The 22,714-nt window shown below is 67.4% G+C and carries 22 protein-coding genes and 2 pseudogenes; 8 read left to right on the top strand and 16 right to left on the bottom strand.

All coding sequences use genetic code 11. The annotated features are described in order from the left end of the window. Nucleotide 1 precedes the first annotated feature (1 nt). The 5 genes from J2728_RS02825 to J2728_RS02805 all read right to left on the bottom strand — a co-directional run bounded on the left by J2728_RS02825 (nt 2) and on the right by J2728_RS02805 (nt 5,182). A complete protein-coding gene (locus tag J2728_RS02825) occupies nt 2-1,027 on the bottom strand; it encodes a helix-turn-helix domain-containing protein (protein WP_309996059.1) in 1,026 nt (341 codons plus the stop codon). Nucleotides 1,028-1,319: 292 nt separating this feature from the next. Continuing rightward, nucleotides 1,320-2,198, bottom strand: coding sequence for a 3-hydroxybutyryl-CoA dehydrogenase (locus J2728_RS02820; RefSeq protein WP_309996057.1), 879 nt, complete (start codon nt 2,196-2,198; stop codon nt 1,320-1,322). 126 nt (nt 2,199-2,324) lie between these two features. Then, nucleotides 2,325-3,374, bottom strand: a complete 1,050-nt coding sequence (locus tag J2728_RS02815) for a lysine-2,3-aminomutase-like protein (protein WP_309996055.1) — start codon at nt 3,372-3,374, stop codon at nt 2,325-2,327. 120 nt (nt 3,375-3,494) lie between these two features. Further along, a complete protein-coding gene (locus tag J2728_RS02810) occupies nt 3,495-4,436 on the bottom strand; it encodes an electron transfer flavoprotein subunit alpha/FixB family protein (protein ID WP_309996052.1) in 942 nt (313 codons plus the stop codon). Further along, nucleotides 4,436-5,182, bottom strand: a complete 747-nt coding sequence (locus tag J2728_RS02805) for an electron transfer flavoprotein subunit beta/FixA family protein (protein WP_309996049.1) — start codon at nt 5,180-5,182, stop codon at nt 4,436-4,438. Before J2728_RS02805 ends, J2728_RS02810 begins: the two co-directional genes overlap by 1 nt. 221 nt (nt 5,183-5,403) lie before the next feature. Between J2728_RS02805 and J2728_RS02800 the strand changes: the two genes are divergently transcribed. Next, on the top strand, nt 5,404-5,670 hold the full coding sequence (locus J2728_RS02800; RefSeq protein ID WP_309996046.1) for a hypothetical protein: 267 nt from the start codon (nt 5,404-5,406) through the stop codon (nt 5,668-5,670). A gap of 6 nt (nt 5,671-5,676) precedes the next feature. Here J2728_RS02800 and J2728_RS02795 read toward each other — a convergent pair whose 3' ends face one another. Next, nucleotides 5,677-6,255 carry a cob(I)yrinic acid a,c-diamide adenosyltransferase gene (locus J2728_RS02795; protein ID WP_309996043.1) on the bottom strand — a complete coding sequence of 193 codons (579 nt, stop codon included), beginning with the start codon at nt 6,253-6,255 and terminating at the stop codon, nt 5,677-5,679. A 48-nt stretch (nt 6,256-6,303) separates the two neighbouring features. Further along, complete coding sequence (locus tag J2728_RS02790) at nt 6,304-6,507, bottom strand: twin transmembrane helix small protein (RefSeq protein ID WP_082769664.1); 204 nt, start codon at nt 6,505-6,507, stop codon at nt 6,304-6,306. 314 nt (nt 6,508-6,821) lie between these two features. Here J2728_RS02790 and J2728_RS02785 point away from each other — a divergent pair, with 314 nt between their 5' ends. After that, the gene (locus J2728_RS02785) at nt 6,822-7,052 is read left to right on the top strand and encodes a CC0731 family SpdR-regulated protein (protein ID WP_309996038.1); all 231 of its coding nucleotides are present in this window, start codon (nt 6,822-6,824) and stop codon (nt 7,050-7,052) included. After that, entirely contained in the window at nt 7,049-7,696 is a 648-nt protein-coding gene (locus J2728_RS02780; protein WP_309996036.1) for a TetR family transcriptional regulator, read from the top strand. The genes J2728_RS02785 and J2728_RS02780 overlap by 4 nt, the downstream gene beginning before the upstream one ends. Here J2728_RS02780 and J2728_RS02775 read toward each other — a convergent pair. Further along, nucleotides 7,696-7,773, bottom strand: a pseudogene (locus J2728_RS02775) (hypothetical protein); the annotation flags it as partial. The gene J2728_RS02780 and the pseudogene J2728_RS02775 overlap by 1 nt on opposite strands. Before the next feature lie 114 nt (nt 7,774-7,887). Here J2728_RS02775 and J2728_RS02770 point away from each other — a divergent pair. Then, entirely contained in the window at nt 7,888-8,496 is a 609-nt protein-coding gene (locus J2728_RS02770; RefSeq protein WP_309996034.1) for a TetR/AcrR family transcriptional regulator, read from the top strand. Between the two features lie 70 nt (nt 8,497-8,566). Here J2728_RS02770 and J2728_RS02765 read toward each other — a convergent pair whose 3' ends face one another. The 3 genes and pseudogenes from J2728_RS02765 to J2728_RS02760 form a co-directional block, all read right to left on the bottom strand. Further along, on the bottom strand, nt 8,567-10,189 hold the full coding sequence (locus tag J2728_RS02765) for a serine hydrolase (RefSeq protein WP_309996031.1): 1,623 nt from the start codon (nt 10,187-10,189) through the stop codon (nt 8,567-8,569). Between the two features lie 72 nt (nt 10,190-10,261). Beyond that, a pseudogene (locus tag J2728_RS22225) lies at nt 10,262-10,324 on the bottom strand (hypothetical protein); the annotation flags it as partial. Nucleotides 10,325-10,409: 85 nt separating this feature from the next. Further along, nucleotides 10,410-12,104 carry an acyl-CoA dehydrogenase family protein gene (locus J2728_RS02760; protein ID WP_309996030.1) on the bottom strand — a complete coding sequence of 565 codons (1,695 nt, stop codon included), beginning with the start codon at nt 12,102-12,104 and terminating at the stop codon, nt 10,410-10,412. 123 nt (nt 12,105-12,227) lie between these two features. On the opposite strand from J2728_RS02760, the gene J2728_RS02755 reads away from it, so the two are divergent. From J2728_RS02755 to J2728_RS02745, 3 genes are all read left to right on the top strand, one after another. Then, on the top strand, nt 12,228-12,854 hold the full coding sequence (locus J2728_RS02755; protein WP_309996028.1) for a glutathione S-transferase family protein: 627 nt from the start codon (nt 12,228-12,230) through the stop codon (nt 12,852-12,854). 113 nt (nt 12,855-12,967) lie between these two features. Continuing rightward, nucleotides 12,968-14,248, top strand: a complete 1,281-nt coding sequence (locus J2728_RS02750) for a serine hydrolase domain-containing protein (protein ID WP_309996025.1) — start codon at nt 12,968-12,970, stop codon at nt 14,246-14,248. Nucleotides 14,249-14,459: 211 nt separating this feature from the next. Next, a complete protein-coding gene (locus tag J2728_RS02745) occupies nt 14,460-15,014 on the top strand; it encodes an SH3 domain-containing protein (protein ID WP_309996022.1) in 555 nt (184 codons plus the stop codon). A gap of 104 nt (nt 15,015-15,118) precedes the next feature. Here the strand turns inward: J2728_RS02745 and J2728_RS02740 are convergent, their stop codons facing one another. Continuing rightward, nucleotides 15,119-16,231: an aromatic ring-hydroxylating dioxygenase subunit alpha gene (locus J2728_RS02740; protein WP_309996019.1), complete on the bottom strand. Its 1,113-nt coding sequence runs from the start codon at nt 16,229-16,231 to the stop codon at nt 15,119-15,121. 66 nt (nt 16,232-16,297) lie between these two features. Then, nucleotides 16,298-17,776 carry a M20 family peptidase gene (locus J2728_RS02735; RefSeq protein ID WP_309996016.1) on the bottom strand — a complete coding sequence of 493 codons (1,479 nt, stop codon included), beginning with the start codon at nt 17,774-17,776 and terminating at the stop codon, nt 16,298-16,300. A 221-nt stretch (nt 17,777-17,997) separates the two neighbouring features. Here J2728_RS02735 and J2728_RS02730 point away from each other — a divergent pair, with 221 nt between their 5' ends. Then, complete coding sequence (locus J2728_RS02730; protein ID WP_309996014.1) at nt 17,998-18,321, top strand: hypothetical protein; 324 nt, start codon at nt 17,998-18,000, stop codon at nt 18,319-18,321. A gap of 91 nt (nt 18,322-18,412) precedes the next feature. Here the strand turns inward: J2728_RS02730 and J2728_RS02725 are convergent, their stop codons facing one another. The 3 genes from J2728_RS02725 to J2728_RS02715 all read right to left on the bottom strand — a co-directional run bounded on the left by J2728_RS02725 (nt 18,413) and on the right by J2728_RS02715 (nt 22,572). Next, nucleotides 18,413-18,631, bottom strand: a complete 219-nt coding sequence (locus tag J2728_RS02725; protein ID WP_309996012.1) for a hypothetical protein — start codon at nt 18,629-18,631, stop codon at nt 18,413-18,415. Between the two features lie 115 nt (nt 18,632-18,746). Next, nucleotides 18,747-19,532, bottom strand: a complete 786-nt coding sequence (locus J2728_RS02720; protein WP_309996010.1) for a hypothetical protein — start codon at nt 19,530-19,532, stop codon at nt 18,747-18,749. Between the two features lie 88 nt (nt 19,533-19,620). After that, nucleotides 19,621-22,572: a TonB-dependent receptor plug domain-containing protein gene (locus tag J2728_RS02715; protein ID WP_309996007.1), complete on the bottom strand. Its 2,952-nt coding sequence runs from the start codon at nt 22,570-22,572 to the stop codon at nt 19,621-19,623. Nucleotides 22,573-22,714 lie beyond the last annotated feature (142 nt).

Genomic DNA, 22,714 nt, shown 5'->3' with positions numbered 1-22,714 from the left:
CTCAGAGAAGTCCGCGCAACCACGCGAACACGTCGTCGGGCCGCTCGATGGCCGACAATCCCTGGCGGCGCGCGGGTTCGCCCAACTGGCGCAGGCGGCCCGGGGTCATGCCGAACCGGGCGCGGAAGGCGCGGCTGAAATGGGCGTCGGAGCGGAAGCCCACGCGATAGCCGATCTCGGCGAGGGTTCGCTGATTGGCCTGGTCGCCCGTGATCTCGTCGAAGGCCTGGTCCAGGCGCCGCGCCTGGATGAAGGCGCTGACCCCGCCGACCGGCTCGAACACCTTGTAGAGCAGGCTGCGCGAGACCCCGATGTGATCGCGGACGGCCTCCGGCGACAGGTCGGGATCCGAAAGGTTCTGGGTGACGAAGCGCTGGGCCGAGGCGAGCAGCATCTTCTCGACGGGGCGGACGTCGTCGCCGGCCGGCGAGCCGTGGGCCAGGATCACCGCGCTGACCAACGCCGCGGCGGCCTTGCCGGCCAGGGTCAGATCGGTCGCCGACATCGCCGCCGCGCCGGCCCACGTCGCCCGCAGGTGCGAGCCCAGCAGGCGTCCGCTGGGACTGTCCTCGCTGACCACGCAGCCATGGAAGTTCAGATCGGCGGTATGGGGCTCCAGGGCGGTGCGCGACAGGATAAGGTGCACCGTCTCGTAGGTCTCGGTGACCATGTCGAAGGGGCGGGCCATGTCGATCAGGCGGATCGCGCCCATCTCGCTATTGGCCACGCGGCCGTCATAGTCGCCTCGCCAGCCGGCCGACTCCAACTCCAGCACGGCCATGACCGAGTCCGTGGCGTCGGCGGCGATGTGCGACGGCTTGCGCTCGAAGCGCTGAGGCACGCCCGAGCAGCGCGCCAGGACCACGCCCGCGAGGTTGTAGCCCTCCATGCGATTGTAGAAGACCTCGTCCGGCGTCAGCAGGGTGACGTCGAACAGGTGAGCGCAGGCCTCGCGATATCGCTGGGCCGCGTCCATGCGTTCGCGGGCGTCCAGGACCCAAAGATCACGCCGCGCATGCTCTATCATTTCGCGCTAAGCGGGAAACGTTTGCATAACACCGCCTGAACGGACGGCAAGTCAAGAGAACGTGGATCGCTGGTCAATGACAACTTGGCTTTGGCGGGCGAGAAGAGGCGCGCTTTCGAGGCGCGCCGGTGGGGAATATTGGCGAGCCGCGGAGATGGTCGCCGGTCCTACCGCCAGGATCCCGGCGGCCTGGCTGTCGGAACCCCATTCCGCCGGCTTCGGGAGAGCGGAACAGTCTTGAATCGATGAATTCGCGGCGGTTCCGCTCTTCTTTGAAGCGCGGCCGAGAAGGCTAGCGCGTCGGGACCGGCGTCTCGCCCCGATAGTCGTAGAAGCCGCGACCGGTCTTCTTGCCCAGCCAGCCGGCCTCGACGTACTTCACCAGCAGCGGGCAGGGACGGTACTTGCTGTCGGCCAGGCCCTCGTGCAGCACGTTCATGATGCTCAGCACGGTGTCCAGGCCGATGAAGTCGCCCAGCTCCAGCGGGCCCATCGGATGGTTGGCGCCCAGCTTCATCGCCGTGTCGATGGCGTCGACCGTGCCGACCCCTTCGTACAGCGTGTAGATCGCCTCGTTGATCATCGGCACCAGCACGCGGTTGACGATGAAGGCGGGGAAATCCTCGGCGTTGCTGGTGATCTTGCCCAGCGACTTGGCGAAGTTCACCGCAGTTTCGTAGGTCGGCACGTCGGTGGCGATGCCGCGGATGATCTCCACCAGCTTCATCAACGGCACCGGGTTCATGAAGTGCAGGCCGATGAAGCGCTCGGGCCGATCGGTCGCCGACGCCAGGCGGGTGATCGAGATCGACGAGGTGTTCGAGGCCAGCAGCGTGTCGGGCTTCAGGTGCGGCTGCAGGCCGCGGAAGATCGACTTCTTGACCTCTTCGTTCTCGGTGGCGGCCTCGATCGCCAGGTCCGTGGCGCCCACGGCCTCCAGCCCCTCGGCGGGCGAGATGCGGGCCAGGGCCGCCTTCATCGCGGCGTCGTCGATGATGCCCCGGCCGACCTGGCGGGCCATGTTCTTCTCGATGATGGCGATGCCAGCGTCGATCCGCTCGCGCGAAACGTCGTGCAGCTTCACCCCGTAACCGGCGAGGGCGACGACATGCGCGATGCCCGCCCCCATCTGGCCGGCGCCGATCACGCCGACCGTCTTGATCTCACTCATGAACGCCAAGCCTTCGCTCGATATCGCGCCGGGCTTTCGCGCCCACGCCCTTCGAATGTGCCGGCTTTTCTAGCACGAGAAACCACGGCGCCGCCAAGGCTTTGCTGCGTCGCAACCGAAGGGCGGCTATTCGTCTCGGTCGGCGGGGGGCGGATAGGCGTGCCGACGGCCGTTCGGATCCTCCACCGCGCCCGCCGAAAGATAGGTTGGACCCACCGGCGCCTTGCCATGGCCGCCGGGGATATCGAGCACGTAGGTCGGCTGGGCCAGGCCCGAGAGGCTACCGCGCAAGGCTCGCATGATCGCCTGGCCCTCCTCCAGCGTCGTGCGCAGGTGGGCCGTGCCGGGGGCCAAGTCCCCATGGTGCAGGTAATAGGGCTTGATCCGAGTCTCGACGAAGGCCCGCATCAGGGCGGCCAGCGTCTCGGGATCGTTGTTGACGCCCTTCAGCAGCACGGTCTGGCTGACCATGGCGATCCCGGCGTCGACCAGGCGCGCGCAGGCGGCGCGGGCGGCGGGCGTCAGCTCCCGGGCGTGGTTGGCGTGCAGGGCGACGTAGACGGCCTTGGTCGAGCGCTTGAGCGCCGCCACCAGGTCATCCGTCACGGCGACTGGATCGACGGCCGGGACGCGGGTGTGGAAGCGCACGACCTTGACGTGGTCGATCGCTTCCAGCCGGTCGATCAGCTCGGCCAGGCGCCGGGGCGACAGCACGAACGGATCGCCGCCGGTGACGATCACCTCCCAGATCTCGGGCCGGGCGGCGATATAGGCGAAGGCGGCGTCCAGCTGGGCCGGCGTCAGGTTCGACAGGCCCTCGGGGCCCACCATTTCGCGGCGGAAGCAGAACCGGCAATAGACCGCGCAGGTGTGGGTGGGCTTGAGCAGCACGCGGTCGGGATAGCGATGGACGATTCCATCCACAGGGCTGTGGACGGCGTCGCCGATCGGATCGCCGTCCTCGCCCGGACTGGAGACCAGCTCCGCGGGCGCCGGCACGAACTGGCGGGCGACCGGGTCGTGGGGATCAGCCGTATCGATCAGTTCGGCCATGGCCGGGGTGATCGCCACCGCGTAGCGCGCCGCCACCGCCTCCAGCGCCGGCAGGCGTTCGGATGGAGCCAGGCGGGCCTCGACCAGGGATCGGGCGTCGCGAAGGGTCTTTGCGGGGGGCATGAGGCGCGGGGATATGCGGGATTTCCGCCTGGGAGGCAAATCGGCAACGAAAAAGGCCCGGAGTCGCCTCCGGGCCTTTCATGATTTTTCCTTCTCTCCTTGCGGGAGAAGGGGAGACCGTTACTTGCCGGCCGCGCTCAGGGCGTCCATCAGCTCCGGCACGGCGGTCTTGTAGTCGGCGACCAGGCCGAAGTCGGCGACCTGGAAGATCGGCGCGTCGGCGTCCTTGTTGATCGCGACGATCACCTTGGAGTCCTTCATGCCGGCCAGGTGCTGGATCGCGCCCGAGATGCCGATGGCGACATAGAGTTGCGGCGCAACGACCTTGCCCGTTTGACCGACCTGGTAGTCGTTCGGGGCGTAGCCGGCGTCGACCGCGGCGCGCGAGGCGCCGACGGCGGCGCCCAGCTTGTCGGCCAGCGGCTCGATGACCCGCTGGAACTCCTCGGCCGAGCCCATGGCGCGGCCGCCCGAGACGACGATCTTGGCCGCGGCCAGTTCCGGACGGTCGGACTTGACCATCTCTTCGCTGACGAAGCGGGTCTTGGCCGCGTCGGCGCCGCCAACGGTCTCGACCGAGGCCGAGCCGCCTTCCGCGGCCGCCGCGAAGGCGGTCGGACGGACGGTGATCACCTTCTTGGCGTCGCTGGACTGGATCGTCTCCAGGGCGTTGCCGGCGTAGATCGGACGCGTGAAGGTGTCGGCGCTGACGACCTCGACGATGTCCGAGATCGGGGCGACGTCCAGCTTGGCGGCGACGCGCGGGGCGAAGTTCTTGCCGCCCGAGGTGGCCGGAACCAGGATCGCGTCGTAATTGCCGGCCAGCGCCAGGACGGCGTCGGCCTGGGCTTCGGCGACGCCGTGACCCAGGGCCTCGGACTCGGCCAGCAGCACCTTGCGGACGCCGGCGATCTTGGCGGCGGCGTCGGCCACGGCCTTGGCGCCCTTGCCCAGGACCAGGACGTCGACGTCGCCCGAGATCTTCTGGGCGGCGGTGACGGTCTTGTGGGTCGCGTCGCGCAGGTGCGCGTTGTCGTTATCGGCGACGACGAGAACAGCCATTACAGCACCCCCGCGGTATTGAGCTTGGAGACCAGGTCAGCGGCCGTCTCGACCTTGATGCCAGCCGAGCGCTTCGGCGGTTCGGTGACCTTCAGGACCTTCAGGCGCGGCGCGACGTCGACGCCGTAGTCGGCGACCGTCTTGCTCGCGATTTCCTTCTTCTTGGCCTTCATGATGTTGGGCAGAGACGCATAGCGCGGCTCGTTCAGGCGCAGGTCGGCGGTGATCACGGCCGGCAGGTCGACGTCCAGGGTCTGGAGGCCGCCGTCGACTTCACGGGTGACCTTGGCGGTCGAGCCCGACACTTCCAGCGCCGAGGCGTAGGTGGCCTGCGGCCAGCCCAGCAGGGCCGACAGCATCTGGCCGACGGCGTTGTTGTCGCCGTCGATCGCCTGCTTGCCCATGACGACCAGGTTGGGGTTCTCCTCGGCGACCACGGCGGCCAGCAGCTTGGCCACGGCCAGCGGCTCGAGGTCGGCGTCGGAGGTGATCAGGATGCCGCGATCGCCGCCCATGGCGAGCGCCGTGCGGATCGTCTCCTGGGCTTGGGCCGGGCCGATGCTGACGATGACGACCTCGGTCGCCACGCCTTTTTCCTTGAGACGCACGGCTTCCTCGACCGCGATCTCACAGAAGGGATTCATCGACATCTTGACGTTGGCGAGGTCGACACCCGTCTGATCCGCCTTAACGCGGGCCTTCACGTTGTAATCGATCACCCGCTTGACCGGGACTAGGACCTTCATCGGTTTTCACCGCCTCCAGGTTTTGCGTTTTCTCCTGCTTGCCAACCGACTTAGCGCTTGTGCGCCGCAATGCAAGTTTCCCTTGGCGTAAGCGTAATGCGTTATCTTCGCGCCGGTTCAAACGATCGTAGGGGCTTGCCGCTTTTCGCGTGCGCGAGAAGAGAGGCGAGGGGGCGCGCGGCTCATTCCCTTAGGGACGGAAAGACGCTAAGGGGCCGGCCATGAACAAGACCTTCACCCGCCTGAAGTACATCTTTCTGGGCCTGTTCCTGCTCTCCAGCGCCAGCGTCCTGGCCTATCACGGCCTGTGGGTCTGGCCGAAGCAGCGTTGCGAGGATCGCGGCGGCGCCTGGGCCGGCAAGTGGATGAAGTGCGCGACGGTCTATCCGATCGAGACCCTGACCCGCCGCCCGCCCAACACCCCGCCGCTGAACGGCGAGGCGGCGGCCGCGCCGACGACGGCTCCGGCGGCCCAGCCCAAGAAATAGTCCGCCCTACCGCGTCGCGCCGGGCTTCCAGAGCACGTCGGCCTTGCCCTTGTCGTTGGCCCAGCGGGCGGCGACGAACAGCAGGTCCGACAGGCGGTTCAGATACTTGATCGCGGGCGCGCCGACGATCTCGCCCTCCACGGTCATGAGCGCGACGCAGCCCCGCTCGGCCCGCCGGCAGACGGTGCGGGCGACGTGCAGGGCCGCCGCCGCGGGCGAGCCGGCCGGCAGCACGAACGAGGTCAGCGGCTCGAGCTCGGCGTTCAGCAGGTCGATCTCGCGCTCCAGTCGCTCGACCTGGCTGTCGAGGATGCGCAGCGGCTCCCACTCCGGCTTGCCATGCTGCTCGGGCGTCGCCAGGTCCGCGCCCAGGTCGAAGAGATCGTTCTGGACGCGCTCCAGGATCGCGTCGAGCGCCGGATCGCCCGCGGTATGCTGTCGCGCCTGACCGATCGCGGCGTTGGTCTCGTCCACGCCGCCATACGCCTCGACCCGTTGCGAGGCCTTGCTGACCGGCGCTCCGGTCGCCAGGCGCGTCGATCCGGCGTCGCCCGTGCGCGTGTAGATACGGTTCAGCGTGACCATGCGTCGCGGACTCTCGTTCTCTGAGTGGCGTTATCTAGAGCGCTGGTCTCAAGCGCCCTTCCGCCACCAGAAGGCGGCGGCGACCAGGACGATGATGGCGATGAATTGCAGGAGCACCCGCAGCCGCATCAGCTTGTTGGAGTACGAGCGCCCGAAATCGCCCCCGCGGAACAGGGCGTACAGGCCCGCCCCCAGGGCGATCAGAACCGCCAGGAGGGCGGCCGGGACGAGGAAGTCGAACAGGTGGGACATGGCCGCAGGATAAGGGCTCGCGCGGCGACGCGCCATAGTGTCGCCGACGCCGTAGACCACCGTCCGTTGAGTGCGTTCGCCGAACTTGTTCGGCGGTAATTTGTCGCAGTGACGCTAAGGTGGCGCTCACATACTTAGGTTGAGCGTGATCACTTAAGCATTTCGCCCAGGTTTTCGCGGTTGCCAACGCGCTTCCCTGGCGTTAAGGCCCGCCCGTCCTATTTAGTAGTCTGCGTTCGTTGAACACGATCAACCTCCCCCACCGCGGATCGTGCAACGTTTTTACTGACCCCAGCGGGGGTAGGAGACACCGCATGGCTCGGAGCGCCCGCTCTGTGGACCTGACCGCGACCTCCGCGTTCGAGCGCGAAGAGGCCATGGCAGAAGTCCGCCAGTTGATCACCGATCTGCGCGACGCCGCGCAGGATGGTCGCCAACTGGCCCGCCGTTACGCCGACGTCCTTCAGAACGTCGTCGATGAATATTGCACCGAGTTCGAGAAGCGGGCGGAAGCCGCTCTCGCCCGCCTGGAGGCCGCCGCATGAGCTTCGTATCCGTCAATATCGACCAGGGCGCCGAGGCCCCGGTGAAGCTGACCCGCCGGGCGCTGGCCAAGCAGCGCACCCGTGAACGCGTCCTGGCCGCGGCCCGCCGCCTGTTCAGCGAGCGCGGCTATGAGGGCGCCACGATCCGTGACATCGCCCAGGCCGCCGGCATGTCGACCGGCGCCGTCTTCGCCAGCTTCGCCGACAAGTCGGAGCTGTTCGAGGAAATCCTGACCGCCGACTACGAAGTCATCCACGCCCAGATGACCCAGGCCGCCCGCGCCGCCAAGACGGTGGACGAGGCGCTGATGGGTCTGTTCGGCGTCGCCTACAGCTTCCATGTCGAGCAACTGCCGCTGCTGCGCGCCAGCATCGCGGTGTCCTGGACTCGTTCGGAAGCCGCCGAGCGCCGCGCTCGCGCCGATATCAAGCCGCTCTTTCAGTTGATCGACGAGGCTCTGCGCCGTGGTGTCGAGCAAAAGCAGCTGAAGGCCGATGTCGACGCCAAGCTGTTGGCGGAAATCGTCTGGGACGTTTATCTCGCCAACTATCGTCGCGCGGTTTACGACGGGTGGTCGGTGGATGCTCTGCTTGAGCGTCTGTCGAATCAACTCAAGATCATTCTCGCGAGCGCTCGCGCCTAGAGCGTGGCCGCCGAAAGTGTTAGCGGTTTCGGCGTTCGCCACGCTCTAAGTGTTTGAGATAGAGCCTGTTTATCCATTTGTGATGTTTTCATCACAAATGGACAGACTCTGACGATCGACGATCCCGTTCCGGGGGGGACGGGGCGTCTTTGAGGTCAACGAGGGCGCTGGCGTGTTCGAGGGGGACGTGCGTGGGCGTAAGGGAAGAACAGAAGGCCGCGACGCGCGAGAAGGTTCTCGAGGCGGCGCGCGACCTTTTCAACGAGATCGGATACGACGAGACCACCATCCGCGCCATCGCGGAGCGGGCGGGGGTCTCGGTCGGCAGCGTGTTCACCACCTTCGCCTCCAAGGCCGAGGTGCTGAGCCATGTGATGGACCACAGGCTTGGCGAGCTCTACGCCGAGTTCGATAGGGTGATCCCGTTTCTGCGGGGCAGCACGGCCGACAAGCTTTGCTCGATCTTCGCCATCCACTACGCGTTCGAGACGCGGAGGGTGAAGCTGTTCCTGGCTCACATCGCGGCCTCGTACAATCCGAGCAACGATCCGGGCGTGACGCCCTATGGCCGCAACTCGCGCCTGACGGAGATGCTGCTCGACGTGCTGCGCGAGGGCATGGGCAAGGGCGAGGTGCGCGAGGACCTCGACCTGCCGCTGATCGTGGACACGCTGAAGGCCGCCTATGCCTGGAACTACCGGATGGCGGCCGCGGCGGGCGGCGCGCTTCCGGCGGCCCAGATGTCGTCGGCGATGGACAAGCAGATCGCCATGATCGCCGAGGGCTGGAAGCCGCGCTGAGGCCTATTCCGTCTCGGGGGCCTGGCGCTTCCGGCCTCCCGATCGCGCGGGGGCGAGGACGATGGCCCGCTCACGACACCCGCGTCAGCCGCAGGTCCTGGTAGTCGTAGCTGAAATCGGCCAGCGGCGAGACCGCCTTGACCAGGGCCGAGACGACGCGCCCGTCCTTCAGGTCGAAGGTGATGAAGGCGTCCTCCTGCGTGCGATCGTCGAACACCGTCTTGAAGGTCTCGCCGTCGAAGGGCTCGAGCTTGCCGCGCAGGGCGGGGGTCTTGTCGAACGAGACGCGAAGGCTCCGGGTCTTGCCGCCCTTCTTTCCGGATGGGCCGACAACACTGATCGTCACCGCGCCGTACCAGGGATCGCGATAGACGCCCGCATAGGCTTCCAGCGGCAGGCTGGGCTTGGCGCCGGACGAGGGCGTGGTGGCCCGGGCGAGATCCTTCAGGGTCTGGGCTTCGGCCTCGGCCTGGACGCGCTTGCTGGAGGCGATCCAGTCGTAGTCGGCGCGGCCCTGCAGGCGGTCGGGACCGCCAAAGCGCAAGGATCGCAGCACGGGCGTCTCCTCGGCGTTGGTCATGATCATGATCCCCGACTTCCGGCCCGGCAGCAGCCCCGTATAGGAGATGAAGCCAGCCAGGCCGCCCGTGTGCCACAGCAGGCGCTCGCCGCGATGGTCCTGCACGAACCAGCCCAGGCCATAGGCTTGCATCGAGGGGCGCGCGGGGTTCTCGGCCGTGGGGCCGTCCGACCAGCTGGTGATGGTGTGCGGCTTCCACATCTCGCGGGCGGTCGGTTCGTTCCACAGGCGCTTGCCGTCGGGCAGCATGCCCAGCCCCAGCTGGACGAGCATCCAGCGGCCGATGTCCTTGGGCGTCGAGTTGGTCCCGCCGGCGGGGGCGGCCGCGTCGAAGCTGGCGTCGAACGGCAGCACCTTCTGGGGCCCCAGGCCGCGCGTCGGCGGACCCAGGCGCGCGTGCGGCGAGGCGCGGCGGGACCGATCGACCAGGGCCGGGCTGGCGACGGTGCTGGTCATGCCCAGCGGATCGAAGATCCGCGTCTTGATCATCTCTTCCCAGCGCTGGCCGCTGACCGCCTCGATCACCGCCCCGGCGGCGACATAGAGGACGTTGTCATAGGCGTAGCCGCCCCGGAACTGGCCGCCGATCGGCAGGTATTTGAGGCCCGCCACGATCTCGGCCCGGGTGTGGGTGGGCGAGGGCCAGAGCATCAGGTCCCCGGCGCCCAGCGTCAGGCCGCTGCGATGGACCAGCAGGTCGCGGACCGTCATCAGCTTGGTGACGATCGGATCGCTCATCGCGAAATCGGGCAGGTGCCTGGTGACGGGATCGTCCCAGGAAAGGCGGCCTTCCTCGACCAGCATGCCGATCAAGGCGGCGGTCATGGCCTTGGTGTTCGAGGCGATGCCGAAGATGGTGTTCTCGTCGCAGCGGTCCTGGGTCCCCAGCGTCTTGACCCCATAGCCCTTGGCCAGGGTGACCTTGCCGTTCTCGACGACGGTGATCCCCAGGCCAGGCTGGTCGGGGAAGGCGGCCATCACGTCCTGGGCGTACTGGTCGATGGCGGCGGCGACCCCGCCGGTCTCCCGCGCGAACGCCCGACTCCCGAACGCCGCCAGGCCCGTGGTCGCGAATGCCGAGACGAGGGCGGAGCGGCGGGTCGTGGTCAGCATGGGGCGTCCTTAAGCGGGAAAGGATGGAGGCTAAGCTGATGCTCCGGCGGCGGACAAGGGCATGAATATGAACCCTCTCTCGCGGAGAGAGGGAGGGGCTCGCCGCGAAGCGGTGGGAGGGTGAGTGGGTACGCTGGTCGACGGCGTGCCGGCACTCCGTCTGACGCCGTAACCTCTCACCCCAACCCTCTCTCCAAGAGAGAGGGAGCTTGCCTTGCCGCTAATTCCCGCCGTCCAGCAGCCGCCGCGCGATGACCTGGGCCTGGATCTCGCCGGCGCCCTCGAAGATGTTCAGGATCCGGGCGTCGGCCAGCAGGCGGCTGGCCGCGTACTCCATGGCGAAGCCGTTGCCGCCGTGGATCTGCAGGGCGTTGTCGGCGGCGGCCCAGGCGACGCGGGCCGCGATCAGCTTGGCCATGCCGGCCTCGAGGTCGCAGCGCTTGCCCTCGTCCTTCTGGCGGGCGGCGTAATAGGTCAGCTGGCGCACGCCCATGATCTCGGCCGCCATCATGGCCAGCTTGTTGGCCACGCGCGGGAACTCGAAGATCGCCTGGCCGAACTGCTTGCGGTCCAGAGCGTAGCCGAGGCCAGTCTCCAGCGCGGCTTGGGCCACCCCCACGGCGCGGGCGGCGGTCTGGATGCGAGCGCTCTCGAAGGTGGCCATGAGCTGCTTGAAGCCCTGGCCGGGCACGCCGCCCAGCAGGTTCTCGGCCGGCACGGTGAAGCCGTCGAAGCCCAGCTCGTATTCCTTCATGCCGCGATAGCCGATCACCTCGATCTCGCCGCCGCTCATGCCTTCGGCCGGGAAGGGGGCCGCGTCGGTCCCGCGCGGCTTGGGCGCCAGCAGCATCGACAGGCCGCGATAGTCGGTGGTGCCCGGCTCGGTGCGGACCAAGAGGGTCATGACGTCGGCGCGGGCGGCGTGGGTGATCCAGGTCTTGTTCCCGGTCACCACATAGTGGTCGCCCTTCAGCTCGGCGCGGGTGCGCAGGGAGCCGAGGTCGCTGCCGGTGTTCGGTTCGGTGAAGACGGCGGTCGGCAGGATCTCGGCGCTGGCGATCTTGGGCAGCCAGTACTGCTTCTGGTCTTCCGTGCCGCCGGTCAGGATCAGCTCGCCGGCGATCTCCGAGCGGGTGGCCAGGGACCCGACGCCAATCCAGGCGCGCGACAGCTCCTCTGACACCACGCACATGGCGGTCTTGCCCATGCCGCTGCCGCCATATTCCTCCGGAATGGTCAGGCCGAAGACGCCCAGCTCGCCCAGTTCCTGAACCAGCTCGATCGGGATCAGCTCGTCCTTCAGGTGCCACTGGTGGGCGTGAGGCGTGACCTTTTCCTCGGCGAAGGCGTGGAACTGGTCGCGGATCATCTCGAAGGTCTCGTCGAGGCCGGTGTTCTCCAGCGTCGGCCGGCCGCGCGCCTCGGCCAGGCGCTGGGCGATCCGGCTCTTCACGGCCTGGGTCCCGCCCTCGACCATCAGCTTCATCAGGCCGTTGGAATAGAGGCGGTTCAGCACCGCGCGGTCCTCGACCAGATGCGCCGGGCGGACGATCTCGCCCTGGTTCATCGGCACGCCGCCGACCAACTGGGCGCAGTATTCGGAGAACAGAAGTTGGGCCAGCAGGGCCTCGATCTCGCCAAAGCGCCCCTCGGCCTCCAGCCGCTCGGCCCAGCCGGCGACCTGGTTCAGGAGCTCGGCGTAGGCGGCGTACCAGCCATAGCCGTGGACGCGATGCTGATGAACGTCGGCCAGCTTGCGGTCGACTTTCCCGCCATCGGGCGCGATGTGGGCGAGCACGGCCGGTTTGGCCTCGGCCACGAACAGCCCCGCCGCGTCGGCTGCCTCGCGCAGAAGGCCCATCAGGCCCGGAAGGACGAGGTTTTCGGCGTTGTCCCGCGCGATCGTCGTGGTCATGGCTTGCTCCCCTTGGCCAAACAGGCGTTTTAAGCCAAACAATTGTTTTCTTTTAACGTGGCGCATTTCGCATCTGCGAGCAATGCCGCGCTGCAACATAATCTCGCGAAAAAGGGAGACCCCATGCTGAAGGTCCACCACCTCAACGAGTCACGCTCGCAGCGGATCCTCTGGCTGCTGGAGGAGCTGGGCCTGCCCTACGAGATCGTCCAGCACACGCGCGATCCCCAGACGCGCTTGGCGCCGCCGTCGCTGACCGCAGTCCATTCGCTGGGCAAGTCGCCGGTGATCGAGGACGCCGGCAAGGTGATCATCGAGTCCGGCGCGATCATCGACTACGTCATCCGCCGTCATGGCGGCGGCCGTCTGGCCCCCGACGTGGCCAGCGCCGACTACGACCTCTATCAGCAGTGGCTGCACTACGCCGAGGGTTCGGCCATGCTGCCGTTGCTGCTGAACATGTATGTCGGTCGCCTGGGCGAGGCCGGCGCGCCGCTGCACCCGCGCATCCAGTCCGAGATCGCCAACCACCTGACCTTCGTCGACCAGAGCCTGGCCGGCCGCGACTTCTTCGTCGGGAACAGCCTGACGGGCGCGGACATCCAGATGAGCTTCGTGCCCGAGGTGGCCAAGGCCATGGGCAAGCTGGCGGACTATCCGAACATGGCCGCCTGGATAGAGAAGATGCACGCCCGCCCGGCCTGGAAGGCGGCGCTGGAGAAGAGCGGGCCCTACGCGCTGGGGGCGTGAGGACTCCATTGGCGAGAGGTGTCGGCGCCGGAAGAGCGGCGAGCGTTCGTGAGGCCGGCGATGCTGGAGGGCGCGAGCCGGCGGGCGTTGTGCCGGCGGTTCCGGATCGGTCCTTGAAATACGGTCGCCAGACCGCGAGACTTTCGCGCCGGCCCATGGAAACCGAGATGAGTCCTTCTGGAACGATGTTCGCGCGGCGGGCTTTGCTGATTGGATCCGCGGCGCTGACCGTCAGCGGCGGGGCGACGTCCGCCCGCGCCCGTCCGCGAGACGCCGCCTGGATTCCGTCGGAAGACTTGGTGCAAGAGCTTCCGCGCTTGATGCGCATCGCCGGGGTGCCTGGCGTCGCCATTGCGGTCGTGGACCGCGGAAAGCTCGCCTGGAGCCGTGGCTTTGGCGTGAAAAACGTTCTCACCCGCGACCCGGTGCGGGAGGACACGTTGTTTGAAGCCGCGTCGATGACCAAGCCGGTCTTCGCCTATGTCGTGATGCGGCTGGTCGATGAAAAGCGCCTGGACCTCGACACGCCGCTCGTCGCGTACCGCCGGCCCGCGAACCTGGGTGATGACCCGAATCTCGAACGGATCACGGCCCGGCATGTGCTGGCGCATTCGACCGGCTTGCCCAACTGGGCTTCCGCGCCCCTCGTCACAAGTCAAACGCCCGGATCAAGCTACACCTATTCGGGCGAAGCCTTCATCTGGCTCCAGTTGGTCGTCGAGACGATCATGGGAATGGGTCTTGGCGGTGTGATGCGGGCCAAGCTGTTCGGCCCGGCTGGAATGTCTCACAGCAGCTTCGGCTGGGACGAACAGATCGCCAGATCGGCGGTCTTTGGCCATTCCGAGCCTCCAGAAGGCGAGCGGGCGCTTCCCCCCCAGCCCACGCGCGCGCTGGGCGACCGGCTGCTTCCGGTCGCTTCGCGGTGGGGCAAGCCGATCGCGTCATGGACCTACGAGGATTCGATCGCGGCGATGCGCGAGACCGCTCCAGAGACGGCGCCGTCGACGCACGACCTGCTGGTCAATTCGGCGGGCGGGCTTCTGACGACCGCGTCCGACTATGCGAAGTTCATGCTGCTGATGGTCGACCGGCCGGGGCGGGCGGACTGGGAGATCAGCGATGCGACCCGGCGGGCGATGCTCACCCCTCAGCTCGACGTGCGCGGGCGCGACATTTCGCGCGGACTGGGTTGGGAGCTCGAACAATCCTCGGCGGGCCCGCTGTTCCAGCACAGCGGCAGCAACTACGGGATCTTCAAAACGCTAGGCGTCGGTGACGCCCGCCGCGGGCGAGCGATCGTCGTCTTCACCAATGCCGCGAACGGAAATGCGCTCGCGGCCCGGATCGTTCGGCAGGCGACTGGGATCGACCGGCTGAAGTCCTTGGTCTGATCGGCGCCGCGAATCTCGTTGCCGGCAACGGCGCCGCCCGCTCGTTTCAGGGCGGGAATGACGTTGAAAAAGGGAAGCGTTCGAAAAAAATCCAACATGAACGAACTCTGTCAGTCGGGTCCCCGACACCGTTCAGCTTCACCCTGCCATTGTCTGTCTCACGGGGTTGATGACCCCGGACACATTCAAAGGGACGAAGGAGTTCTCTCTCATGTTCGGCAACAAGACCAAGACCATCACCCTGACCATCGGCGCCGCCGCGGCGGCCCTGAGCATGGCCGTCGCCCCCCAAGCCAGCGCCGGCGTGGTCGGCTGTAAGGCCTCGGGCGGCAAGCAGGAAGTCGGCGCCATCGTGGGCGGCCTGCTGGGCGGCCTGGCCGGCAACCAGATCGCCGGCAAGGGCGATCGCGGCACGGGCACGGCCATCGGCGCCGTGATCGGCGCGGGCGCCGGCTCGGCGGTCGGCTGCAACATGCAAAAGAGCGAGGCGGCCAAGCAGGTCGGCGGAATCTACAAGTCGGGCGGCTACCGCTACGCCCAGAACGTCGAGGCCGAGCCGCTGGTCAAGGTGGGCCACAAGTACGTCGCCCGCTCGACCCTGAACCTGCGCTCGGCCGCCACGACCCGCGCGCCGCGTCTGGGCGCCGTGAGCTCGGGCGAGACCTTCCAGGCCCTGGGCCGCACCGGTGACGGCAAGTGGATCCTGGTTGGCCAGGACGGCGTCGGCGTCGGCTACGTCTCCAGCGCTTATGTCTACCGCGCCTAACGCGGTCTAGAGATTGGTTTTCGGGGCGCGACCGACCCGTCCCTCAAGGCGCGTTCCGAGAGAGAGCCCGTCCAGCCCCAAGCTGGGCGGGCTTTTTCACGCGCTCACGTCCGCCAGCGCAGGGTCTGTTCGGTGACCGGATTGCGGAAGGGGCGGCCTTCCAGGCGGCTGCCGGCCCATTCGCGCTTGCACTGGTGGTACCAGCGGGCCTGGGCGTCGGCGTCGCCCACCCACATCAGCGGCGGGTTGTGCTTGAGGCCCGGGGTCTGGCAGTCGACGATCTTGCCGTCCTGGCGCAGGAAGGCGCGGGCGGCGATCCGGATGATCGGGTAGAGGGCGACGAAGGCCCAGTGATCCGACCAGATGATCTGGTTCATCCGGGTCTTGCCGGCGTTGAGCGGGGTCATGGCCGACAGGGCCAGCACCTGCTTCTTGCCCACGGTCACATGCTCCCAGCGCAGGGCCGGCAGGCGGAAGGTGATCTCGGTCAGCGGCTCGCCGCCCAGAATGGCGTAGGCCTTGGAGTTCCTGGACGGCTCGTGCCGGACCATGGTGAAGCCGGCTTCCGAGGGGCGGAAGGTCTTCTTCTTTTCGTGCTGGCTGGCCCGGCTGCGCCACCACCACTGCTGATGCACGTAGGGGCCGTGGGCCGGATCGATCAGGCCCAGCACCGCGTGGTCGATATGGACGTCGTAGTCCAGGCGGTCGACCAGCTTGGGCCGGCCGCCGACGACGCCGGGGATGGTCGGCGGCGGCTCGGGCGGGGACGTCGCGCGGCGCGGGTCCGAGGCCATCCAGATCCAGACCAGCCCCTGTTGCTCGAGGATCGGATAGCGGAGCACGCGCACCTTGGAGATGTCGAACTCGCTGTCGGCGGTCAGGGACGGGATCGCCTTGCAGGCCCCATCCGGACCGAAGCGCCAGCCGTGATAGGGGCATTCGACGCTGTCGGTCCCGTCGGCCTCGCGATGGACGCGACCGGCCGAGAGGGCGGCCGCGCGGTGGGGGCACAGGTCGCCGATCGCATAGGCCTCGCCCTGGCGCGTGCGGCCCATCAAGACCGGCTCGCCCAGGAACTCGTGCTTGGCGGTCTTGCCCGGTTTCAGGTCGGGCGACAGGCAGGCCACGTACCAGGCGTCGCGGACAAAGCCCTCGCCGAAACGGTCGGCGGCAAGCTTGGCTGGTCGAGCCAGGATCTGGGCGTCGTCGGCGGGCATCGGCTTGTTCCGGAAGGAGAAGGTCTTATCGCGGACGAATGCGACAATCGTACTGACGCTGACGGTTCAACGGGACGCGGCGGTCTCGACCAGGCGTTGGTAGAAGCGGACCATGCGCTCGACGTTGGCCAGGGTCAGGCGCTCGTTCGTGCCGTGGATCATCTTGGTGTCGTCCACCTTCAGCACTAGGGGCTGGAAGCGGTAGACGTTGCTGGCCACGCCGCCCATGTAGCGGCTGTCGGTGCCGGCGGTGACCAGGCCCGGCACGACCGGCGCCTCGCTCTCGTCCCCGGCCAGGCCCGCCAGGATCTTCCAGGCTTCCGAGCTGGTCGAGGAGACCGCCGAGGGCTCGTCCGGCGTCTTGCTCCAGGAGAGCTCGACCGGCAGGTCGCCAACGGCGTCCTTGGCCCGCGCCATCACCGTGGCCGAGGTGTCGCCAGGGGCGATGCGGTAGTTGATCCAGGCCGTGGCGTCCTGGGGCAGGACGTTTTCCTTGGGCGAGCCCTTCAGCATCGTGGGCGCGATCGTGGTGTGCAGCATGGCCGCCCCGGCCGGGGTCTTGGCCATGACCGCCACCAGCACCGGCGAGAACAGCCAGGTGTTGGCGGCGAACACCTTGACCACCGGCGAGGCGTGCGGGGCGATCGCCTTCAGCATGTCCGCGCCCGGTCCCTGGAACCTCAGCGGGAAGCCATGGTCGTGGATGGCCTCGACGGCGCGGGCCAGGGTCACGACGCCGCCGCCGTCCTTGGGCGGGGCCGAGGAGTGGCCGCCGGTGGCCGGAGCCACGACCTTCATCGTCGCATAGCCCTTCTCGGCCGTGCCGATGATCGCGGCGGGCTTGCCGGTGACCGGATGGTCGGCGACCACGGCCATGCCCTCGTCCAGCACGAACTGGGCCTTGACCCCGCGTGACTTCAGCAAGGTGGCGGCGGCGCGCGCGCCGACCCCGCGCACCTCCTCGTCGTGGCCGCTGACGATGATCACCGTGCGCAGCGGCTTGAAGCCGCCGGCCGCCACGGTCTCCAGCGCCTCGAACAGGGTGACCAGCGAGCCCTTGTCGTCGATCGACCCCCGGCCCCAGACCGCGCCCTCGGCGATCACGCCATCGAAGGGCGGGTGCGTCCACTGGCCCTCGCTGCCCGGCGTCACCGGCACCACGTCCTGGTGAGCCATCAGCACGATCGGCGGCAGGGCGGGGTTCGAACCGGTCCAGGTGTAGACCAGGGTGTGGTTGGCGACGACCTCGCGGGTCATGACCTTGTGCGCCCGCGGATAGGTCGCTTGCAGCCAGGCGTGCAGCTTGTCCCACTCGGCCGGCTGGTCCTCGGCCTGGTCCTGGTGGCTGATCGTCTGGAAGCGGACGGCCTGGGCCAAATGGTCGGCGGCCTTCGCCACGTCGACGGGGCGCGAGCCCGCCAGCCGGACCGAGGCCGGATCGGCCTGGGCCGGCGCCTCGAACGTCGCGGTGCGGACGGCGACCACGGCGGCCACCCCCAGCACCAGGCCCACGGCGGTCAAAGCGACCCTGCCACCCCAGCTCATGTTCACGCTCCCCCCGCGATCTTCCCCCGAAGATCGGAAACGACTGTGCGGTGGGGCGGGCGCTCTGGCAATTGGTGGAACGCGAAAATCTATCCACAGGGTCGGCCGGGCGCGGGCTCGTATTCCCGTACTTTTTGAGCTCGATCTTCGTATAATCAATGGGTTAGACGAAAACGCACGTTTTCTACGCACGGTGTCCGGGGCGGCCTCAAACTCGGGTCATGACCCAAGTCCAAGCCCAAACCTGGTGCGACCGCGTGCAAGCCAAGCTGATGGCCGCCCTCGACGCCGCCTGGGAGACGATCGCGACCAGCGACGATCCCGCCCTGATCAAGCGCGCCCGCGACAAGGCCAAGGTCTGCGGCGAGTTCGCCGCCCAGGCCCGAAAGATCGCCGCCATGAGCCCCGCGCCAAGGCCCGCGCGGCCAAGCGGCGGACTTTCGACGTCGCTCCCGGCGCCCGAGCCTATGGGCGAGACCCCCGTCGAGGCGCGGCCGTCGCGGCGCTTGCATTGTCTGAAGGGCGGTTCGCGCGGACGGTTGTAGAGGGCGCGAGGCCCCACGGGTGCGTCTCCCGTGTCATCCCGGAAGCCTCGAGGAGGCTATCCGGGACGCATTCCAGCGGGCTGTCTAAAGCCTAGAAGACGAACTCGGCCACGCCGGGCGGGGCGTTCTGGGCCACGCTGATCAACTGGTCCTGGGTCCAGTGGGCCGCGTCGCGAACCCGCAGCACCGAGGACTGATTCATTTGGCCGATGACGCCCGCGAGCACGGTCGGATCATAGTCCAGGGCGGAGATTTCGAAACCGCCGCCCGCCTGTAGGATGGCGGTGAGGTCTTCGATGGGCTTTGGCATGGATGAGCCTCCGTCTCGCGCCTCCGGGTTCAAGCCCCCTATGAGCCCCCGGGCGAGACGCGGCCAACCTGCCAGTCGGAGTTGAGTATTTCGTAAAAGACCGCCGCGGCGCGCTTCAAGCGTAGCCGAGCAGCGACCGCAGCCCCGGCGCATGGAAGTCCACGACACGCTTGTGAATGTCCGAAAGCGTTGTCGGCATCTCCACCGTGACCTTCAGGTTCTCTCGCGCCGTACGGCTCTCGCGAGGATCGGCGCCGGCCTCGACGCGGTCGCGCCAGTCGGTCGGGAGCGCGAGGCCGCAGTCCTCCAGCAGGCCCGAGAAGAAGGCCTCGGCGCGCTTCGATCCCAGGTCCTTGAGATTGTCGACGATGTCCTCGTAGCGGACGATCACCGCCTTGGACCCCATCCAGGCGATGGCGTTCATCGTGAAGATGTCGCGGAGGTCCGGGACGCGTCCGTGGGCGCCCAGGATCATCATCATGATGACGTCCTCGACCGTCGCCCCGCCGTTCTTGATGTGATTGAGCGTCCCCTGGAATTCGTCGGAGAGGTAGAACCGGGCGCGCGCTAGGACCCAGTCGTACGGGTCGCGCACCAGGACGATGTGCCGGACGTCGCGGACAGCCACCGCCGCCTCGTCGGAGAACAGCAGATGGCCCCAACTGATCATCGGCTGGTCCAGCTGGAAGGCGTCGCGGCTGCGCGTCAGCAGGGCGTGCTGGATGTACTCGCGCCGCCAGTGCTGCTCGGGCGCGACGAACATCCGCATGATGTTCCGGATCAGATGCGTGCCGGCCTTGGGCACGCTGTTGAGGAAGACCGGCTGGGCCAGCCGGGCGCGCTCGAAGCGCTCGCCGACGGCGTCGAGGTTGTCGGGCTTGCCGCGAATGATGGCGTTCACGCTTGAAAAGCCTTGGGTCTAGGTGATCCGGACAGAAAAACGGCGGCGGATCGCTCCGCCGCCGTGATCTTAGTGGATCGTGGCGCGCTTAGAAGTGCGCCCGGAAGTTCACGAAGAGGCGCCGGCCCAGGTAGTCGTACTGGGACGACTGAACCGAGGTCCCGATCGTGTCGTACTTGCCCTGGCTGAGGGTGACCGCCGGCGGATGCTCGTCGAACAGGTTCGAGACGCCGCCCGTGAGCGACCAGTCCTCGAAATCACGCCGCAGCGAGACGTTGTGGTACGCCGTGAACTCGGTGTGGATCTTGTAGAAGGTGGTGCCCGCGGTGTTGCGGTCGACCTCGGTCTCGGCGTCCGAGGCCTTTCCGATCATGTCGACGCCCCAGAAACCGGTCCAGTCGCCCTTCTGGAAGCTGATGTTCAGCTGGCCGGTCCAGTCGGGATCGCCGACGAAGCCGTTCTGATCCTCGACCGTGTCGCCGAACTTGGTCTCGGTGTCCTTCAGCTGCCAGGTCGATTGCAGCTCGGTCACCATCTTGATGTCCCAGGGCAGGTCTTGGCCGTAGCGGACGGTCAGGTCGATGCCGCGGTTAACCTGCTCGGCGACGTTGATGTAGTTGTTGGTGATGTTGGTGATCAGGTGCGAGCCCGGATTGCGCGTGAACAGGCTGCACAGCTTGTCGCTCGGGAAGTTCAGCGAGCTCAGGCACTCCCTGACGATCGTCGCCGCGCCCAGCTGGGTGACTTCGTTCTTCACGTTGATGTCGAAGTAGTCGACGGCCAGTTGGAGGTCGGCGAACTTCGGCGTCCAGATGAGGCCATAGGTCTTGGCCAGCGACGTTTCGGCGACCAGGTTGCCCTTGCCGCCCGACGACACGATCGTGGCGCTGGCGCCGGCGCCCGAATAGGTCTCCGGAACGCCCGACGCCCGGCAGTTGTCGGCAATGCGCTGGGTGATGTTGCCCTGGGCCAGGTTCTGGCCCCAGCGGATGCAGGGATCGATCGAGCGCTGATTGGCGAAGGACGTCTGGGCGTTCTTGTACAGCTCGAACAGCGCCGGGGCGCGGAACGAGGTGCCGCGCGTGGCGCGCAGGCGCACCGACGGAATGATCTGCCAGTTCAGGCCAATCTTGTAGGTGTCGTCCTCGCCGTAGGAGTTGACCTTGGTATGGCGACCCGACAGCGACAACTCGACGTTCTTGGCCAGGAACACGTCCCGGAAGATCGGGATGCTGAGTTCGCCGAACACTTCGCGGGCCAGGTCGTCGCCCTTGGTGATGCCGGCCACCGACGAGTTCCAGATGTTGCCGGCCAGGGTGATGGGGCCGGGCGTGTCGTTGATCGAGTCCTTGCGGTAGTGGAAGCCCATGGCCACGCCCACGTCGCCCGCGGGCAGCTTGAACAGGTTGCCCGAGACCGAACCTTCGAAGACCAGCTGCTTGTAGATGGTCTTGCCGGTCTCGGTGTCGAACAGGAACGCCTCTTCCTCGGGCGTGTACTTGCCGGCCAGGAAGTCGGGCGACACCCACGCGACGTCGACGCACTGCTTCTTGCTGATCGGCGTCACCGTGCCGACGCACGAGCCCGTGCGGAAGGCGTTGCTGTTGACGGAGTCGTTGAGGATCACGTCCTGCGAGTAGAGGCCCTTGCTGTGGCTGTACTGGGCGAAGACGTCCCAGTCCCAGCTCTTCAGGAAGTCGATCCCGCCGAAGTCGCCCCGCAGGCCGCCGACATAGCGCTGGTAGTCGACGCGCTGGCCGTCGCGGGCGCGGTTGGTGACCGGGGTCGGCGACAGGATGTAGTCGCCGCTGAAGCCCACGCTGAACGGATCGGCGCCCGTGTTGGGGCCGCCGGTCTCGGTGTAGAAGTAGCTCCAGAACTGACGATAGCCGTGGGTCTTGGTGGCGCGGCGGTTCAGCAGCGCTTCGCCATAGGCCTCGATGCTGTCGTTGATCTTGAAGGCGCCTTGCGCGAACACCGTGTTGCGCTCGGTGCGCGGGCTCAGCGACGTCGCCAGGTTGAAGGGGCTGTTGAAGTCCAGCACGCCGCGGTCCGGGGCGGACGGGTCGTCGCTGTAACCGACCACATAGAAGCCCGCCGGGGCGCCCGGATAGCCGCCGCCCGCCGGAGACGGCGGGATCAGGCCGGCGATCTTGCCGGTGTAGTCGTACTGCAGCTTGCCGGCCAAGCCCGAGAAGGTCGGGTCATACAGCCAGATCTGATCGTACAGCAGGTCCTGGCACTGGATCTTGCCGGTGCGCGGATCGATCGTGTCCTTCCGCTTGCCGTTCGAGTCGGTGATGTACTGGCGACCGCAGTTGGTGTAGCTGCGCTGACCGCGCGTCTGCTCGGCCTTCTTGAAGTACTCGTACGACAGGCTGATGAAGCCGCGATCGAAGGTCTTGGCGAAGCTGGCGCTGGCCGAATACTGCTCGCCGCCGTGCTTCTGGGGCTGGCTGTAGAACATCGAGGCGTCGATGCCGTCGGTATTGCGCTTGGTGACGATGTTCACCACGCCCGCCACGGCGTCCGAGCCGTAGATCGACGAGGCGCCGTCCTTCAGGATGTCGACGTGATCGATCACCGACAGCGGCAGGACGTTGAGGTCGAAGGCCGAAACGCCGCCACGCGTGCCGGCCGGGCCCGCGCGCCGACCATTCAGCAGGACGAGGGTGCGGTTGGGACCCAGGCCGCGCAGCGAAACGGTCTCGGACCCCGGGCCGCCGTCGGTGACGAAGGCGCTGGAGATGTCCGAGGTCACCTGCGGCGAGCCCGACGCGATCGTCGAGGACTGCAGCAGGCCGGTCGCGGAGGCGATGCCTCTCAGCTGGCCCTGTTCCGCGGAGATGACCTGGATCGGATCGGGGCTGTTGAACGCCGAGCGCTTGATCCGCGAGCCTGTGACGACCACCGCTTCGACTTCGGCGCTATCGGAGGAAGAGGCCGTCGCCTGGGCCTGGGCCTGGGCCAGGGCCGGCGCGCCGACCGTCAGGCCCGCGATGATGGTGGAGGCTAAAAGATGTTTGCGCTGGGTGAGCATGCAGAAACTCGCCTTTGATTTCAGGGCCGAGCGGCAAGTTTCTCCGTCAAACGTCCCCTAACGCGCGACGCCCCACCGCTGGTCGAGCCAACTCGCTTCGTCGCGGCAATGCAATATTTCCGACACGAAAACGTCGGTTTTT

The sequence above is a fragment of the Caulobacter segnis genome (genome assembly GCF_031454995.1).
Lineage (GTDB): Bacteria > Pseudomonadota > Alphaproteobacteria > Caulobacterales > Caulobacteraceae > Caulobacter > Caulobacter segnis_E.
This window is presented reverse-complemented; position numbering and strand designations above follow the sequence as displayed.

Excerpts from the sequence above, each read along its gene's own strand:
- J2728_RS02825 (WP_309996059.1), bottom strand. The coding sequence starts at position 1,027 with ATGATAGAGCATGCGCGGCGTGATCTTTGGGTCCTGGACGCCCGCGAA.
- J2728_RS02820 (WP_309996057.1), bottom strand. The coding sequence starts at position 2,198 with ATGAGTGAGATCAAGACGGTCGGCGTGATCGGCGCCGGCCAGATGGGG.
- J2728_RS02815 (WP_309996055.1), bottom strand. The coding sequence starts at position 3,374 with ATGCCCCCCGCAAAGACCCTTCGCGACGCCCGATCCCTGGTCGAGGCC.
- J2728_RS02810 (WP_309996052.1), bottom strand. The coding sequence starts at position 4,436 with ATGGCTGTTCTCGTCGTCGCCGATAACGACAACGCGCACCTGCGCGAC.
- J2728_RS02805 (WP_309996049.1), bottom strand. The coding sequence starts at position 5,182 with ATGAAGGTCCTAGTCCCGGTCAAGCGGGTGATCGATTACAACGTGAAG.
- J2728_RS02800 (WP_309996046.1), top strand. The coding sequence starts at position 5,404 with ATGAACAAGACCTTCACCCGCCTGAAGTACATCTTTCTGGGCCTGTTC.
- J2728_RS02795 (WP_309996043.1), bottom strand. The coding sequence starts at position 6,255 with ATGGTCACGCTGAACCGTATCTACACGCGCACGGGCGACGCCGGATCG.
- J2728_RS02790 (WP_082769664.1), bottom strand. The coding sequence starts at position 6,507 with ATGTCCCACCTGTTCGACTTCCTCGTCCCGGCCGCCCTCCTGGCGGTT.
- J2728_RS02785 (WP_309996038.1), top strand. The coding sequence starts at position 6,822 with ATGGCTCGGAGCGCCCGCTCTGTGGACCTGACCGCGACCTCCGCGTTC.
- J2728_RS02780 (WP_309996036.1), top strand. The coding sequence starts at position 7,049 with ATGAGCTTCGTATCCGTCAATATCGACCAGGGCGCCGAGGCCCCGGTG.
- J2728_RS02765 (WP_309996031.1), bottom strand. The coding sequence starts at position 10,189 with ATGCTGACCACGACCCGCCGCTCCGCCCTCGTCTCGGCATTCGCGACC.
- J2728_RS02760 (WP_309996030.1), bottom strand. The coding sequence starts at position 12,104 with ATGACCACGACGATCGCGCGGGACAACGCCGAAAACCTCGTCCTTCCG.
- J2728_RS02755 (WP_309996028.1), top strand. The coding sequence starts at position 12,228 with ATGCTGAAGGTCCACCACCTCAACGAGTCACGCTCGCAGCGGATCCTC.
- J2728_RS02745 (WP_309996022.1), top strand. The coding sequence starts at position 14,460 with ATGTTCGGCAACAAGACCAAGACCATCACCCTGACCATCGGCGCCGCC.
- J2728_RS02740 (WP_309996019.1), bottom strand. The coding sequence starts at position 16,231 with ATGCCCGCCGACGACGCCCAGATCCTGGCTCGACCAGCCAAGCTTGCC.
- J2728_RS02735 (WP_309996016.1), bottom strand. The coding sequence starts at position 17,776 with ATGAGCTGGGGTGGCAGGGTCGCTTTGACCGCCGTGGGCCTGGTGCTG.
- J2728_RS02730 (WP_309996014.1), top strand. The coding sequence starts at position 17,998 with ATGACCCAAGTCCAAGCCCAAACCTGGTGCGACCGCGTGCAAGCCAAG.
- J2728_RS02725 (WP_309996012.1), bottom strand. The coding sequence starts at position 18,631 with ATGCCAAAGCCCATCGAAGACCTCACCGCCATCCTACAGGCGGGCGGC.
- J2728_RS02715 (WP_309996007.1), bottom strand. The coding sequence starts at position 22,572 with ATGCTCACCCAGCGCAAACATCTTTTAGCCTCCACCATCATCGCGGGC.